Raw genomic sequence first — 15280 nt, 5'->3', positions numbered from 1 at the left:
GGTCAAGGTGGCGTTGATCTCCGGCGGAGGCTCCGGCCACGAGCCGCTGCATGGCGGCTTTGTCGGGCACGGCATGCTCGACGCCGCCAGCATCTGGTCCGGCGTCGCAAGCCGTCGACACGGGCGCCGGCTGCCTGTTCATCGTCAAGAACTATGAAGGCGACGTCATGAACTTCGAGATGGCGGCCGAAATGTCGGAAGGCATCCTGCAGATCGTGACCAATGACGATGTCGCCGTCGAGAATTCTTCCTATACGACGGGCCGGCGCGGCGTCGCCGGCACGTTGGTGGTGGAAAAGATCGTCGGCGCGGCCGCGGAACATGGCCTGGCGCTGGCGCCGTTGAAGGCGCTAGGCGACCGCGTCAACACGGCAACCCGCTCAATGGGCGTGGCGCTGACAAGTTGTACCGTGCCGGCGGCGGGCAAGCCGACTTTCGACATCGGTGACGGCGATATGGAGTTCGGCGTCGGCATCCATGGCGAACCCGGTCGTCGGCGCGACACGTTGAAAAGCGCCGATGCGATCGCGCAAGAGATCTGTGCCGCAATCCTGGGCGATCTCGGCGACCGGGCGAAGGGTCCGGCGCTGCTGTTCGTCAACGGCTTCGGCGGCACGCCGCTGATGGAGCTCTATCTGATGTACAACAGCGCGCGCGCGATCTTCGAAAAACACGGCGTGACGGTGACCCGTTCGCTGGTAGGCTCCTACGTCACCTCGCTCGACATGGCCGGCTGCTCGATCACGCTGACCATGCTCGACCACGAGACGACCGCATTCTGGGACGCGCCGGTGCACACAGCAGCGCTGCGCTGGGGCATGTAAAGCTGGCTTCCACCCTGCTTTTCTGCAACATCTTTCCCTTTAATCGCAACATTGTCCGGGTTGATGCTGCCACCGCTTACCCCTGCCGAAGAAAAGCTGCTGCTGCGCTACGCAGATCCGGAAGCGCCGACTGTCGACGTCGATAATTTGCCGGCAAAGACGCTGATGTCGCTGCTCGACAACGCCGAATTCCATGGCGTCCTGCCGATCATGCTGCGCAAGCTCAGCGGCGACGCGCAACTGCCATCGGATCAGGAGCTGGGAGACAAACTGGAGGACCTGCGCCAGAAGGCAACGATCGCCACCGGCCAGTCGATGCTGTTGAAGTATCATGGCGACCGCATCATGAAGGGACTGGCGGCGGACAATATTCCGGCGCGGATCGTCAAGGGGCCGGTCTTCGCGCGAAAGCTCTACCGCAACGTCGCCGACAGGCCGTTCACCGACATCGACATCCTGGTCGAACCCGCCAATCTGGCCAAGGCAAATCGGGTGATCGCGGCATGCGGCTTCGAGCTTGGCAGCAACGAGGCCGAGTCCTACGAATTGCAGGAATTCAAATGGCTCGAAAAGGAGAATTCCAGCCTGCTGGTCGAACTGCATGGCGACCTCGTGCATGACACCGGCATGCGGCGGCGCCTGTCGCTGGGTTTCCCTGAATTGCGCGCCATCGACGGCGACGCGACAGACACACCGGCGGCTCTTCTGACAATCGCCATCGTGCACGCCGCCGGCGGCCACAAATTCCACCGGCTGCAGCTTTGCGTCGACGTGCTGCAAGGCGTGCGGGCGCTGCAATCACCCGAAGCGGAAGCACGCCTCTTCGACGCTGCCCGTACCACCGGCATCGAGCTCGAGTTGGCAATCGTGCTCGATGTGACCGGCCAGTTGTTCGACGAAAGCCGAGCGCTCGACCTCGCCGGCCAGATCAAGCCCGATCTCTCCATACGGCTGGCCAGACGGTTGATCACCACGAATACGCTGCTCGGCGTCAATTCCAGGGATAAGCTTGGTTCGCGCCTACGCCGCGACGCCTTCCGCTGGATCCAACGGCTGGCCAGGGCCAGAGCAATTCCAGGAAAAGTGTGAGACGTTCTCTCCCGGAAAAGCGTCGCGCCATCACCTCAGGTCGGAAAGTGATGGCGCTCTTGGCTTGACCGCTCTGAGTCTTTAGCCTGCGTCGGGAAGCACACGACGAAGGATTGAGGAATTTGGCCGATCTCAATACCCACATTGCGAATGCTGCGCGTGATCGGAGTTCCCCGCGAGTCGTCGCGGTCCTTACAACACGGAACGAAGAACGGTTCGTTGCCGGATGTCTCGAGAACCTCTTTCGTCAAGGCGTACAGGTCTACATCTGCGACAATCAGTCGACGGACCGAACGCTTGAGATTGCCAAGCGCTACTGCGGAGCCGGATTGATAGGATTCGAAACCATCCCGCATAACGGCTGGTATTGCTGGGAGCACCTTCTTCGTCGCAAAGAGGAACTGTTTCGGTCGCTCGAAGCAGACTGGTTCATGCATGTTGACGCTGACGAGATCCACCTCCCGCCGACTTCGTACTCATCGTTGGTCTCCGCCATTGCGGCAGCCGACGCACTCGGCTTCAATGCAATCGAATCTTCCGAGTTTACGTTCATTCCTACCAGGGAAGCTCCCGATCACGACAATCCCGATTATCAACACACGCTGCGCACCTACTACCCGTTCCGGCCGACCTCCCCACACTGCGTCCGTGCCTACAAGAAACAGGACGGCCCCATGGAGATTGCGTGGTCAGGCGGCCATCTCGTACGGTTCGCGGGTCCGGTGAGGCTTTACTCCGAGCGTTTTCGCATGAAGCACTATCTGTTCCTTAGCGCAGAGCACGCCGCATGCAAGTATGCTGGCCGCCGGTTTCTGAGCGAAGAGGTCATTGGTCGTGGCTGGCACGGATGGCGACCCCGCTTGCGATCAGAGGATATTCTGCTGCCGGACGCCAGCCAGGTGCGCGCCAGCGCGACGGACGACGATCTGGACGAGGCCAATCCATGGTCGGCACACTGGCTTGAGCGGTACGCCTCGTGAATGAGGTACACCTCCCCCGCGTCCTGGCGATCGCGGATCGACCCGGCTGGGCGATTGATCGCAAGACCCAAAATCTCCGGCGCGTGCTGGAAAGAAGGTTCGAGATCGTCCAACGATTTCAACATGATGTGACTGAGTCGGACGTGAACACGGCGGACATCGTGCTCATCTTCTATTGGCTCCAGATCTCGAAGCTGCCCCTGCCGGAATCGGCCCTCGCCGGGCGGTCTGACAGGCTGCTCATCGGGATCTGCAGCCACAGAGAGCTGGAGGGCGAATTCCGCGAGCCCGGGCTCGCCGCCCTGCACCGGCTGGCGCGCGCTGTCTTTGTCAACAATCGGCAGCTCGAGCACGAATACGGTCCTCTACTGCGTGTTCCGGTCCACTACACGCCCAATGGAGTCGACACGACGTTCTTTTGTCCCGCACAAGAGCCACAACCCGGTTCTGGCGAGCTCCGTGTCGGATGGGCGGGAAGTCTCGGCAACCATGGTCCAGCACATCGCGGCTTCCACGACGTCATCGAGCCCGCGGTAGCGGCCGTGCCGGGCGCGCGCCTACTGACGGCGATTCGCGAGCAACGCTGGCGTAGCCATGACGAGATGCCCGACTTCTATCGGGATCTCGACGTTTATGTCTGCGCCAGCCTCAGCGAAGGCACTCCCAATCCTTGCTTGGAGGCGGCGGCGTGCGGTGTCCCTTTGGTGACCACCCGTGTGGGAAACATGCCCGAGCTGATTCGGGATGGCGACAACGGGCTGTTCTTCGATGGAACTGCGGAGGGGCTTGCGAACAAGCTAGCCTTGTTGCGGGACACGCCATCGCTCCGGTCGAGGATGGCCGCCCGCATGATCGAGACGATCCAAGAGTGGGATTGGGGCGTGCAGGCGGAGAACTACGCGCGCATGTTTGCCTCGTTGCTTACTGCGGGCGGAGCTGTCGGGCCCATGAGATGAGCGGCTTCGGGTGTGCCCTGCCAAACCTGACCTTTGTAGCGCCATTCGAGTTTTCCCGGACCCTTGCTCTTCCGTACCTCGCGCAGCAAGGATAACGAGGCGGCGCTGCGCTTAAATCGTTGTTTTTGCGCAAAACTGCGAAGTAGAAGCACTCCGAAACACGCTATCCCCACGCCCTTGGGAACAAGGAATAGCGGCCCCACGTTGCCTGGGGTATTCAGTCCCGCGTCGTCAGAGCGGCGCTGATCAGTGCCGCAGCGTCAGCCGGGCGCGCGCCCACCTCCAACCGGAAGGTCGGCACCGCATTGACCACCCCGGCGATGGTCGCCAGCCGGCGTTTCTGCATCGGCAGCAGCCCGGTCATACCGGTGCGGACGTTGTCCACCGCCAGTGCCACCATTGCGTCAGTGCCGGCCATGGCGACGAGCCGGCTCTGGCTTCCGGCGGAACGCGCCAGGTGCAGAAGGGCCGCCACCGGCCGGGCGGATGCGTTTTCCACCCGCACGATCGCTGCCAGCCTTTCAAGCGAGACGGGCTGTTCGCCGTTGCGATCCCAGGTCTGGCCAAGGCATGGCGCAACCTGCGGGATCATTTCGGCAGTCTTTCGGTGGATCTTGACGGCGCGCGGCAGACCCCAGGCTACGACCTTGCCCGAAGTGGCATTCACGATCATGGCGTCGTCGGAGCAGAGGCCAAAGCCCTGAGTTGCCAGCGCGAGCGACGTTGTGGTCTTGCCGGTGCCGCTCGGAGCATGGATCAGCACCACCGCATCGCTGTCCGGCAACGTCAAGCCGGCAGTGTGCAGCATATGCTGGCCACCGGCGTCGAGCGCGGCGTCGAGCACCAGCATTGCCGGTGTCCACGCGGCTTTCGCGCCAGGGCGGATCCGGAGTTCGGCCCATCCCGCCACGCCATTGATGGCAACGGTCTGACGCCCGGGAAAGACCAGATGGATGATACCACCATCCTCGAACATCCGGCAGGGACCATCCTCCGGCACCTCGCCATCGAAGACGAGGGATCCGTTGGGTGCCTCGTCCAAGGTGTCTGTCTCGGCGATCTCGAGACGAAAGTCCGGCTCGACGGGTTCCGCGATACGCAGGCTGCCCAGCATCCGGTCGAAATCCTGCCACAGCTCTGGGCGCTCGGCCGATATGCCAAGGATCAGGCCGTTGAGACCATAGCAGGCTGAAGGTCTGGTCAAGCGGGACGCGCCTTTATGGCATCGGCATGATGACGATAGATTTCGACCATGCCGGGAAGCTTGTCGCTGACCACCGGCCTGCCATCGAGGCAGACCCAGCAATGCGCTGCCAGGCGCTGCGCTTGCATCGACTGCGGATCGACGCCGAAGCGCAGGTCCGGATCGAAGCCGGCCAGGCGCAGGAAACGATGACTTAGCAGACCCTCCCTCAGGCACCTGCGGTCACGCATCAGCCAGGGACGGCGGACGGCGCGGTTGACCTTGGCGACGATGTAGGCGGACGGCAGACCGCGATAGGGCGTCGACGAGGCGAGCGGCGCCCATTTGAGCACCTCCTCGAAGCTCCGGTTGGTGACAAGGACCGGCATCAGTCGCGCGCTTGCCCAGAGATGGCAGCGAAACAGAGCGCGCAGGAGCGGGCCGTCAGCCATCAAGCACCTGGCGCGGCGAGGATACCTTCAGAGATCAGATCCGTGGCGAGTGCCGCCATGTCCTGATCGAGCGTCCCCTTGTCGACCTCGAACTCCTCGCAAAGCAGGTCGACGATCTGGTCGAGGTTGCGCGCGCCGTCCACCTTGTCGAGAAAGGCTTCGGTCGTGCCGTTGCATGTATAAAGCTGGCCGCTGCGCGCCAAAAGCACGACTGCGCCATCGCCCACATGCTGCACCGAGGCATCCTCGGCCAGCCGCAGAACGGTTCCAGAGACTATTTCCACCACGCCCCTCCAAGCCACGCTCATCCCGGAAATCAGATAGCGCGGAGGTGGAGCGCTGTCTATCAGCCGATCATGGGAGCCCAGTGCACGGACCAACGGCTTTGCTGACGGATTCTCCGCGCCAGTCGCGTTAGAACCTGCTCGGTTGCGTCTTCCCGGCCGCATTCGTCCCAGAAATAGTTATCGATGAAACGTGACAAGCAGCGGGCCTGCCGGCAGCGGACGTTGCATTTCTTCCCCTAAGTAAGGTAAAACCTGTCCGGGTGTTGGGGAGATTGCGTATGCGTTACAATTGGGAGCGGGCTCCGACGAGCTTCGAACGTCACAGAAAAGCGCTGGCTACAGCCATTTTGATCGCTGGCGGCATTGGCCTCATGCTTGTGGCCCTGCCGATCTAGAAACAACCTTCAGACAGAGCGGCTGCCGGCGCCTGGGCGTGACCTCTCAGCGTGGCTGCCCGGTCACCGCGAGGAAGCGGCGATCGCGCCCCTCGAAACCCTGGCTGAAACGCTGCACCAGCACAACGATCACCGCCGGCTTGCCGGCCGGGGTGAGTTCGTAGGATTCCGACAGGCTGTAGGAGGTCGGGCAGTTTCTTGAGCCCGGCACGGTCTTGTCCTCGTGCAGGATCTTGATCGGCTTGCCGTCCTGGCCATGCAGCGTCAGCCGGAAGCCGAGCGCCTTGCCTGCCTTTTCACCTTGAAGTGCCTGGTCACGCTGCTGTGTCGTTGCGAAACTCGCCGAACAATCGCTCGTGCTGGCCGCCAGGATTTCGTCGAGCTGGATGGTCGAAATGCCTGTTTCGCCATGGAGCGGCGACAGCCATTTCTGCGACACCTGCTCGAGGCGAGAAATATCGTTGTAGGCAACCGTTTCGCCCGGAAACGTGAACTTGTCGGAAGCCGCCTGCTCGGCTGGGAATGTGATGGCATATTGGGCGAGAATGGGCGCCGCCTGAGCGGCGGCCTGCGCCCTCGCCTGCTCCAGCGTCAGTGTCGCCTCCTCCGTCTCGTCGACGACGAGGATCGGCTTACCGCCAACGAGCTGATCCGTGCGGGTATCGATGATGTCTATCTGCGACCAGCCAGAGTCCGAGGCGCCGGCGTCGAGCGTTCCATATTGCTCGAAGGCGAAATAAGCGCCATCCGGCGAAAAGCCGATGATGTGCCGTGCCGCGGCATCGCCAGCCTGAGCGATTCCAGCGGAGATCGCGAGCACGACACCCATGACCAATGGGAGCGCAAGGCGCCCGATGATCCGCACAGCAGCAAACATCCCCACTCCAATCTCGTATCGCAATTTCATAGCTGCTTGCCCCCAAGCGCCAGGTCGATATCGGCCGTACAATGGCGTGCATTTGCGGCCAAGGGTAGAGCGCGCTATCTGGAGGGAAGAAAATCATTCCTGGGGAGGTATGGATGGCTTCACGCTATCACGAGGTCTATGAAGGCTGGAAACGCGACCCGGAACGCTTCTGGGCGGACGCAGCCGGCGCCATCGACTGGTATTCGCCCTGGAACAAGGTGTTCGACGCCACGGCTGGCGTCTATGGCCGCTGGTTCACCGGCGCCACCTGCAACACCTGCTACAACGCCATCGACCGCCATGTCGCCGGCGGGCGCGCCGACCAGATCGCACTGATCCATGACAGCGCGATCACGGGAACGATCAGGAAGTTCACCTATGCCGAGTTGAAGCGCGAGGTGGTTGCACTCACCTCGGTGCTGAAGAACCGTGGTATTCGCAAGGGTGACCGCGTCATCATCTACATGCCGATGGTGGCCGAGGCGGCCATCGCCATGCTCGCCTGTGCCCGCATCGGCGCCGTGCATTCGGTGGTCTTCGGCGGCTTTGCCTCGCATGAGCTTGCCACCCGCATCGACGATGCCAGGCCGAAGCTGATCATTTCGGCATCCTGCGGCCTGGAGCCGGGCCGCGTCGTTGCCTACAAGCCGTTGCTCGACAAGGCGATCGAGATCTCCCGCCACAAGCCGGACGCCTGCCTGATCCTGCAGCGCGACCAGTTGCGCTGCGAGTTGAAGGAGCATTTCGACATCGACTACGCCGATGCCGTCGCTCGCGAACGGGCAGCGGGCGCCAATGTCGATTGCGTGCCGGTGCTGGCCACCGATCCGCTCTACATCATCTACACATCGGGCACGACCGGCCAGCCCAAGGGCATCGTGCGCGACAATGGCGGCCATATGGTCGCGCTGAAATGGACGATGGAAAACGAGTTCGGCGTCAAGCCGGGCGAGGTGTTCTGGGCGGCGTCCGATGTCGGCTGGGTGGTCGGCCATTCCTACATCGTCTACGGACCGCTGCTGCATGGCTGCACCAGCATCCTGTTCGAAGGCAAGCCTGTCGGCACGCCCGATGCCGGCACCTACTGGCGGGTGATAGCGGAGCATGGTGTCGTAGCCCTTTTCACCGCACCGACCGCGTTCCGCGCCATCAAGGGGCAGGACCCGAAGGGCGAGTTCATTGCTAAATACGACCTCTCGAGGTTCCGCACGCTGTTTCTTGCCGGCGAGCGCGCCGACCCGGAAACCATCAAATGGGCGGAGCAGAAGCTGAATGTGCCTGTGGTCGACCATTGGTGGCAGACCGAGACCGGCTCGCCGATGACGATCAATCCCGCCGGCCTTGGCCTGCTGCCGGTGAAATACGGCTCGCCCGGCGTGCCGATGCCCGGCTACGACATCCGCGTGCTCGACGATGCTGGCCATGAGGTGCAGCGGGGCACGCTGGGCAATGTGGTGATCAAACTGCCGCTGCCGGCCGGCTGCCTGCCGACGCTTTGGAATGCCGATCAACGGTTCCGCCAAGCCTATCTCGACGAGTTCCCCGGCTTCTACAAGACGGCGGATGCCGGCATGGTCGACGAGGACGGCTACCTCTACGTCATGGCTCGCACCGATGACATCATCAACGTCGCCGGCCACCGGCTGTCGACCGGCGCCATGGAAGAGGTGCTTTCGGCCCATCCCGATGTCGCCGAATGCGCGGTGATCGGCATTGCCGACGCCATGAAGGGCCAAGTTCCGCTGGGCTTCGTGGTGTTGAATGCGGGTGTGACGCGTGACGTCGGCCTGATCGAGAATGAAGTGGTCGGCCTTGTGCGCGAACGCATCGGCCCGATTGCCGCCTTCAAGACGGTGGTGACGATCAAGCGCCTGCCCAAGACGCGTTCGGGCAAGATCCTGCGCGGCACCATGCAGAAGATCGCCGACAAGGAAGAATGGACCATGCCGGCGACGATCGACGATCCGGTCATTCTCGACGAGATCACTGCCGCCTTGAAGGAACGCGGAATCGGACTTTGAGCCACTGAAGGGTGGGCCGCGGACGACCTTTTCGATCGGCAAGCAATACTTTTATTGTGCGACGCAGCAATGCACCCTAAAGTCGTTCGCGGGGGGACATCGACAAAGGTCGCATGGCTCAGCAGAAGATTACATTTGGTGGCGTAGACATCCTGCGCTTTCTCGCCGCCGTCATGGTCATGGTCTACCACTATGGCTTCTGGGTGTGGGCGTATCCGGACGGTGTTTCGGCGCGCGCGACGGGCGGCGTTCCCCCGCAGCCGGCAATAGGCGCCTGGGTCGAATCCGGCTGGGTCGGCGTCCAGATCTTCTTCGTCATCAGCGGTTTCGTCATCGCCTTCAGCGCCGAAAGGTCGACACCCCTGCAGTTTTTCGAAGCAAGGGTGAAACGGCTGGCGCCGGCGGTCTGGATCTGCGCACCGGTCACGGCGGTGGTGCTGCTGCTTGTCGGGCTCAGTTGGCCGACCGATGCCGTCATCAGGCTCCTACGCACCGGCCTGTTCGTTCCGTACGCGCCTTGGGTGGACAGCGTCTACTGGACGCTGGGCATCGAGATCGCCTTCTATGCCATCGTCTGGATCCTGCTCAGCTTTGGCCGCTTCCATCTGATGGAGATTGTGGCCGTCGCCATCGGCTTGGTCAGCACGCTGTTCTGGTGCCTCTACTATCCGCTCGGCTGGGCCGATCTTGCCGAAACACGCACACTCGACCTGCTGCTGGTGCATCACGGCGTTTTCTTCGCCACCGGCGTCATGCTGTGGCTGATGCGCATCAAGGCGGTGACAGGCGCCCGACTTGCCTTCTGCGCCCTGTTCCTGGCCGGTGGTGTGCTGCAGATCGCCAGTTCAGTCGACGTTCATATCCTGAAGGTCGGGCGGGATATGCCGTTCGCGCCGCCGATCCTCATCTTCCTCATCGGCATCGCGCTGATGGCATGGTCGCTGCGGCTCGACCTCTCCTGGAGCGGCTGGCGCCGGATCGGGCTGCTGACCTACCCGCTCTACCTGCTGCACGATGTCGTCGGCGCGGCCCTGCTCGGCATCCTGGTTCGCGCCGGTCTGCCACATCTGTTCTCGATGGCGGTCGTCGGCGCGACGATGATCGCGGCAAGCTGGCTGGTGGCGATCGAGGCCGAACCACGCATCCGGCTGCTGCTCGACCACACCGTTTTCCGTTATCGGCTCAAGGCAGCCTGACGACGATCCGGCAGACCGGGCCGGCCGCCGACCTAAAGCATGTCGCGCCTGAGCGATTCAGGCCCGCTTCAGGCCTTTGTTTCCACAGATCGTTTTCCCAAGACCGAGCTCATTTCTGAGCGACATGCATTGCGGTCCCGACCCGGCGGGGCTGCATTTTCCACGATTGCGGAATTCTCCGTTTCGGGCATGATAACAGGCACTTATGCCTTCCGTATGAGAGCTTGCCTCGAGACGCCCTGCACGTGAACCTGTTCCAGCGAAAACCCCGCATCGCGGCGCGTGCGCGCCTCGATATCGACATGCAGGACGCCGTCGTCTATGCGATCGGTGACGTGCATGGCTGCTACAAGGAACTCCGTGCCCTGGAGCAGAAGATCCTGCTCGATTCGCTTCGCTTCCAGAGCCGCAAGATCATCGTCATGCTTGGCGACTACATCGACCGGGGGCTTCAGTCGGCGCGGGTGCTGGATCACCTCCTGACGCCGCCGCCGAAAGGGTTTCAGCGCATTTGTCTTGCCGGCAACCACGAAGTGGCGATGCTGAACTATCTCGACGGAAATCTGTCCCGCGAGCCCTGGCTGGCGACGGGCGGCCTGCAAACCCTGTTTTCCTATGGCATCGATCCGGCGCGCCTCGCCAGCCTCTACGGGAGCAGCGCGCAGATCGACCGACGCATAAGGGAGATCATTCCAGATGATCACGTCAGCTTCCTGCGCGGGCTGCCGATCATGGTCCGTTCGCGGAAGTTCGTGTTCGTCCACGCCGGCATCAGGCCCGGCGTCGACCTTGCGGCGCAAACCGACCACGATCTGGCCAACATCCGTTCGGACTTCTTCGAGGCAACGCACCTGCTCGACCGGGTGGTGCACGGGCATACTCCGGTGGACGTCCCGAAGCTCGAAGGGCGCCGGCTCGGCATCGACACAGCCGCCTTCCAGAGCGGACGCCTGACCGCCGTCAGGATCGCCGACAAGCAAGGCAGGCTGATCTTCTCCTGACGCGCATCGATATTCAGGTGTGCTGACCTGAAGATCGATACACTTCAGAGAGGGTCCACTCGCGCAACGGTCGACGTCACACCGGCGCCTTGCCGCGCACTTCCGACTTTTCCAGATAGTAGCTCGAATATTTATCAAAGAATTTTTCCGAGCCGCCGAACGATCCGTATTTGGCCAGTTTCTTCAAATCGACCTTGTTCAGCACCGCGCCGACGATCTTGTTGGCGACATAGGGTTCGGATTCCAGCATCGACCTGACCATCGCGCGCGGGGTGCGCCCCCACTCGGTGACCAGGACAAAACCGTCGACCAACGGCGCGAAAGCCTTGGCGTCGACCACTGGTCCGAGCGGCGGCAGATCGACGACGATGTATTCGAACGTCTCCTTGGCGTTCTCGATGAAGCGTCGCATGCCGGCCGAGGAGAGAAGTTCGCTGGTATGCGAGAAGTGACCGCGCAGCACCGCCGGGATGATCGCCAGCTTCGTCTGCCTGTCGATCTTGCCGACGGACTGCCAGGTCTGGCCACTGACCACCGCTTCCATCAAGCCCTGCTCGGTTTCCATGCCAAGGCCCCGGCTGAGGCCGGGATTGCGCAAGTCGCCGTCGATCAGCAGCGTCTTGGAGCCATTGGCGGCGAGCAAGCCGGCGAGATTTGCCGCGACCGTCGACTTGCCTTCGCCGGGAAGCACCGAGATGACGCCGATGACGCGGCTGCCTTGCCCTTCCATCACGACGTCGAAGGCGATCTTGGCGCTGCGCAGCGTTTCGGAGAACATCGAGGCTGGAGAATCGATGCTGACCCGCATGCGCGCCCGCCTTTCGGCCGCCGACAGCGATTGGGTGGTCTTGGCGTCTACCTGGGTCTCGCCCGGCTTTTCGTCCTTGCCGAGCTTGCCGCCGATCGTCGGGAGATAGCCGAGGAATTTCAGGTTGACGCGGTCGCGCACGTCCTCGCCGGTCCTGAAGAAGCGTTCGTTGAACTCGTTCAGCCCACCAAAGCCGGCGCCCATCAGCAGGCCAAGCACCAGCGAAAGTCCGAGCACGACGATGGTGCGCGGGCTCGAGGCCGCCATCGGCATCGACGCGTCGGAGATGATGCGGATCTTGCCGACAGGGAAGGATTGCTGTTGCGCAGCTTCCTCATAGCGGCCGAGGAATGTCTGATAGAGCGTGGTGAGCGCCGTCGCCTGCTGATCGAGTTCACGCAGCTTGACTTGCGTCTGGTTGTCGACGGAACTCTTGCCCTGTGCGGCCGCGACGTTGGCCCGGAGCGCGGTCTCGCGTGCCTGCGCCACCTCATATTCGTTGCGATAGCTTTCGGTCAGCTGCTTCAGCTCGCCGAAAATCTGCGTCGATATGTCGGCCTTCTCCTTGGAGAGAGCCACCGCCTGCGGGTGCTCGGGGCCGAAATTCGCCTCGACGTCCTGCAGACGCTTGGCCACCGTGAGGTAGCGGGTCTTGAGCGCCGATATGACCGAGCTGCTCGGCTGGTCGCTCGATATGGCGGCATCCTTGAAGGCGTTTTCGGAGCCGCTGTCGACAATGGCTTTGTACTGCTGGTAGCGGGCGCTGGCGCGCGCGGTGTCGGCCTGCGCCACGATAAGCTGGGCGTTGAGGTCGGAAAGCTGCTTGTCGCTCATCAGCTGGCCATCGCTGTTGGCGGCCAGCCCGTGTTCGGCCCTGAATTTCTCAACCGCAAGCGAAGCTGCCTGCGAGCTCTGGCGCAGCTCCGTCAACCGGCCCTGGAGCCAGACCGCAGCCCGCTCGGTGGCATCGAAGCTGGCGTCGAGCTGATCGGCGAGATAGGCATCGGCGTAGGCCTTGGTGATCGCGTTTGCCAAAGCCGGGTCCGTCGCCTGATAGCCGAGCGCGATGACGTAGCTTCGCCCGATGCGCGTTGCCCGCACCTCGCTCTGCAGCTTGAGGATCGCGTAGTCGCGGCGCGACGTGGCGATCAGCGCATCGCGGGCGGCCGGGTCGAGCTTGCTGAAGTCAGTGCCACCCGGCATGGAAGAGCTGGGGCGGACATACTGGATCAGGCCGCGGATGAGGCCTATGCCTTGGGCAAGCGCCGACTGGGGCGGATTCATGAACGTGTCGTTCTGGTCGAGCTTCAGCTTGTCGACGACCACGGCGGCAAGCCGCGTCGAGGTCAGGATCTCGATCTGGCTCAGGATCGCCGAATCGGTCTGCATGGTTGTCGACGTCGCCGAAATGTCGTCGACAATCTTGTTCAAGCCTTCGTCGATCAGCACGCTGGCGACCGACTGATATTTGGGCGGAGTTGTCTGCAAATAGAGCAAGCCCAGGAAGAGACCGATGACGGCACACACGGCAACCACCTTGGCCTGCCGTGCGGCCATGCCAAGCAGCCGCTCGATATCGATGAAGTCTTCGCCGTCTCCTGCGTCCGAATTCGGCAATGGCATCCTCTTGTCGAGAGGAAAGTTGGCATAATTCATCTTCGGTCCAATTCTAGAGCCGGTCCATCGCAATGGACTCTATCTCACTGTTTCAACATGATCTTTTCCGGAAACCGGGACCCACTTTCCGGGATCATGCCTTGGCTTGCAGGCGCCTCGAAGATCGGGAGCATCGCCAGAAGCGAAGCAAGCGTCGTGCCAGACGGCGAGAACCTGCCGGCCCCTCTTCGCCGGCCATCTGACCATGCTCCCGAAAGATGGGCATTATGCGGCTTCTTCCTGGCGTTCATGCGACCGGACGAACTCCTGAAGCATCTCGAAAACCGGACCCTTCATGTCGTCGCGCGCCAGCGCGAAGGCGATGTTGGCCTGGATGAACCCTTCCTTGGAACCGCAGTCGAACATGCGACCCTTAAAAGGCTGGGCGAAGAACGGCTGATCCTTCGACAGACGAACCATGGCGTCCGTCAATTGAATCTCGTTGCCGGCGCCGCGCTGCTGATTGCCCAGAAGCGCGAAAATCTCGGGCTGCAGGATGTAGCGGCCATTGATGTAAAAATTCGACGGCGCATTGGCCGGCGCCGGCTTCTCGACCATGGCCGTCACCTCGAAACCGCCACCGATCTGGGCGCCACGGCCAACGATGCCGTATTTGTTGGTCTCGCTCGGTTCGCAACGCTCGACGGCGATCACGTTGCCGCCCGTGCGCTCATAAAGATCGACGGTTTCGGCGAGGCATCCGCGCCCTCCGAAGGACACCATGTCCGGCAGCAGCAAGGCGAAGGGCTCGTTGCCGATAACCTCGCGCGCGCACCAGACGGCATGGCCGAGGCCTTGCGGCGATTGCTGGCGGATGAAGCTGGTGGCACCGGCCACAGGCAGCATGCTTTCGAGCGCCTCCAACTGGGTCTTCTTGCCGGTCTGCTCCAGGGTGCCGATCAATTCCGGATGCAGGTCGAAATAGTCCTCGATCACCGCCTTGTTGCGGCCAGTCACGAAGACGATGTGCTCGATGCCCGCCTCGAAGGCCTCGTCCACCGCATATTGCACGACAGGCCTGTCGACCACGGGAAGCATTTCCTTTGGCATCGACTTGGTCGCCGGCAGGAATCTTGTTCCAAGCCCCGCCACCGGTATCACGGCCTTCCTGATTTTCTTCATCGCAAATTCCTTCTGAGGAGATCGACTTCAGTCCATTCACAGGCCACGAAAAATCCCTCCATGTGCCTGCATCTTCACCTCCCCGCCCCAACGGCAAATTGTGCCGCCATTCTTCGCAACCGCACGGCGATCGGCATGCCCATATGCCTGACCGCCGCCGGGTCGCTGAGCGCTGTCCGGATCGCCTTGAGCGGGGACCGCGCCTTGATGTGCTGTACCAGTGACAGAAACGATGCCGCCTTGCGCAGGCTGCGGCCGCGCCGTGCAAACGCGGCCTGCGCGGCCTCATCCATCCGATGGGTTTGAGCGAACACGGCATCCGCCCTGCGCATCGCTTCGACGTGGTGAAGCTCGAGCACGCGCGAGATGGAGCCGCTGCGGATATGATAGGCATAGCCGATAT

General features: G+C 62.4%; 12 protein-coding genes and 2 pseudogenes. 7 read left to right on the top strand and 7 right to left on the bottom strand.

What is annotated here, in order from left to right; genetic code table 11:
- From EN749_RS15695 to EN749_RS15680, 4 genes and pseudogenes are all read left to right on the top strand, one after another.
- Positions 1-824 (top strand): annotated as a pseudogene (locus EN749_RS15695) (dihydroxyacetone kinase subunit DhaK); the annotation flags it as partial.
- A gap of 63 nt (positions 825-887) precedes the next feature.
- The gene (locus EN749_RS15690) at positions 888-1913 is read left to right on the top strand and encodes a nucleotidyltransferase family protein (RefSeq protein ID WP_127808132.1); all 1026 of its coding nucleotides are present in this window, start codon (positions 888-890) and stop codon (positions 1911-1913) included.
- A gap of 122 nt (positions 1914-2035) precedes the next feature.
- On the top strand, positions 2036-2893 hold the full coding sequence (locus tag EN749_RS15685; RefSeq protein ID WP_245491407.1) for a glycosyltransferase family 2 protein: 858 nt from the start codon (positions 2036-2038) through the stop codon (positions 2891-2893).
- Positions 2890-3849 (top strand): glycosyltransferase family 4 protein, encoded by a 960-nt coding sequence (locus EN749_RS15680; protein WP_127808134.1) that lies wholly within the window; start codon positions 2890-2892, stop codon positions 3847-3849. Before EN749_RS15685 ends, EN749_RS15680 begins: the two co-directional genes overlap by 4 nt.
- Positions 3850-4066: 217 nt before the next feature.
- On the opposite strand, the gene EN749_RS15675 is transcribed toward EN749_RS15680, so the two are convergent.
- The 4 genes from EN749_RS15675 to EN749_RS15660 form a co-directional block, all read right to left on the bottom strand.
- Positions 4067-4963: a serine kinase gene (locus EN749_RS15675; RefSeq protein WP_245481812.1), complete on the bottom strand. Its 897-nt coding sequence runs from the start codon at positions 4961-4963 to the stop codon at positions 4067-4069.
- 86 nt (positions 4964-5049) lie between these two features.
- Positions 5050-5484 (bottom strand): lasso peptide biosynthesis B2 protein, encoded by a 435-nt coding sequence (locus EN749_RS15670; RefSeq protein ID WP_128363470.1) that lies wholly within the window; start codon positions 5482-5484, stop codon positions 5050-5052.
- Complete coding sequence (locus EN749_RS15665; RefSeq protein WP_013528093.1) at positions 5484-5768, bottom strand: PqqD family protein; 285 nt, start codon at positions 5766-5768, stop codon at positions 5484-5486. The genes EN749_RS15670 and EN749_RS15665 overlap by 1 nt, the downstream gene beginning before the upstream one ends.
- Before the next feature lie 444 nt (positions 5769-6212).
- Positions 6213-7043 (bottom strand): DUF2259 domain-containing protein, encoded by an 831-nt coding sequence (locus tag EN749_RS15660; RefSeq protein ID WP_245481813.1) that lies wholly within the window; start codon positions 7041-7043, stop codon positions 6213-6215.
- A gap of 143 nt (positions 7044-7186) precedes the next feature.
- Between EN749_RS15660 and EN749_RS15655 the strand changes: the two genes are divergently transcribed.
- The 3 genes from EN749_RS15655 to EN749_RS15645 all read left to right on the top strand — a co-directional run bounded on the left by EN749_RS15655 (position 7187) and on the right by EN749_RS15645 (position 11291).
- Positions 7187-9094 (top strand): propionyl-CoA synthetase, encoded by a 1908-nt coding sequence (locus EN749_RS15655; protein ID WP_127808137.1) that lies wholly within the window; start codon positions 7187-7189, stop codon positions 9092-9094.
- A 113-nt stretch (positions 9095-9207) separates the two neighbouring features.
- Positions 9208-10290 carry an acyltransferase gene (locus tag EN749_RS15650; protein ID WP_127808138.1) on the top strand — a complete coding sequence of 361 codons (1083 nt, stop codon included), beginning with the start codon at positions 9208-9210 and terminating at the stop codon, positions 10288-10290.
- Between the two features lie 245 nt (positions 10291-10535).
- Complete coding sequence (locus tag EN749_RS15645; RefSeq protein WP_128363469.1) at positions 10536-11291, top strand: metallophosphoesterase family protein; 756 nt, start codon at positions 10536-10538, stop codon at positions 11289-11291.
- Positions 11292-11367: 76 nt separating this feature from the next.
- Here the strand turns inward: EN749_RS15645 and EN749_RS15640 are convergent, their stop codons facing one another.
- The 3 genes and pseudogenes from EN749_RS15640 to EN749_RS15630 all read right to left on the bottom strand — a co-directional run.
- Positions 11368-13755, bottom strand: a complete 2388-nt coding sequence (locus tag EN749_RS15640; RefSeq protein ID WP_127395427.1) for a polysaccharide biosynthesis tyrosine autokinase — start codon at positions 13753-13755, stop codon at positions 11368-11370.
- Between the two features lie 225 nt (positions 13756-13980).
- Positions 13981-14877 carry a UTP--glucose-1-phosphate uridylyltransferase gene (locus EN749_RS15635; protein WP_128363468.1) on the bottom strand — a complete coding sequence of 299 codons (897 nt, stop codon included), beginning with the start codon at positions 14875-14877 and terminating at the stop codon, positions 13981-13983.
- A 74-nt stretch (positions 14878-14951) separates the two neighbouring features.
- Positions 14952-15280 (bottom strand): annotated as a pseudogene (locus EN749_RS15630) (glycosyl transferase); the annotation flags it as partial.

The sequence above is a fragment of the Mesorhizobium sp. M7A.F.Ca.ET.027.02.1.1 genome, from assembly GCF_004022985.1.
Classification (GTDB): Bacteria; Pseudomonadota; Alphaproteobacteria; order Rhizobiales; family Rhizobiaceae; genus Mesorhizobium.
This window is presented reverse-complemented; position numbering and strand designations above follow the sequence as displayed.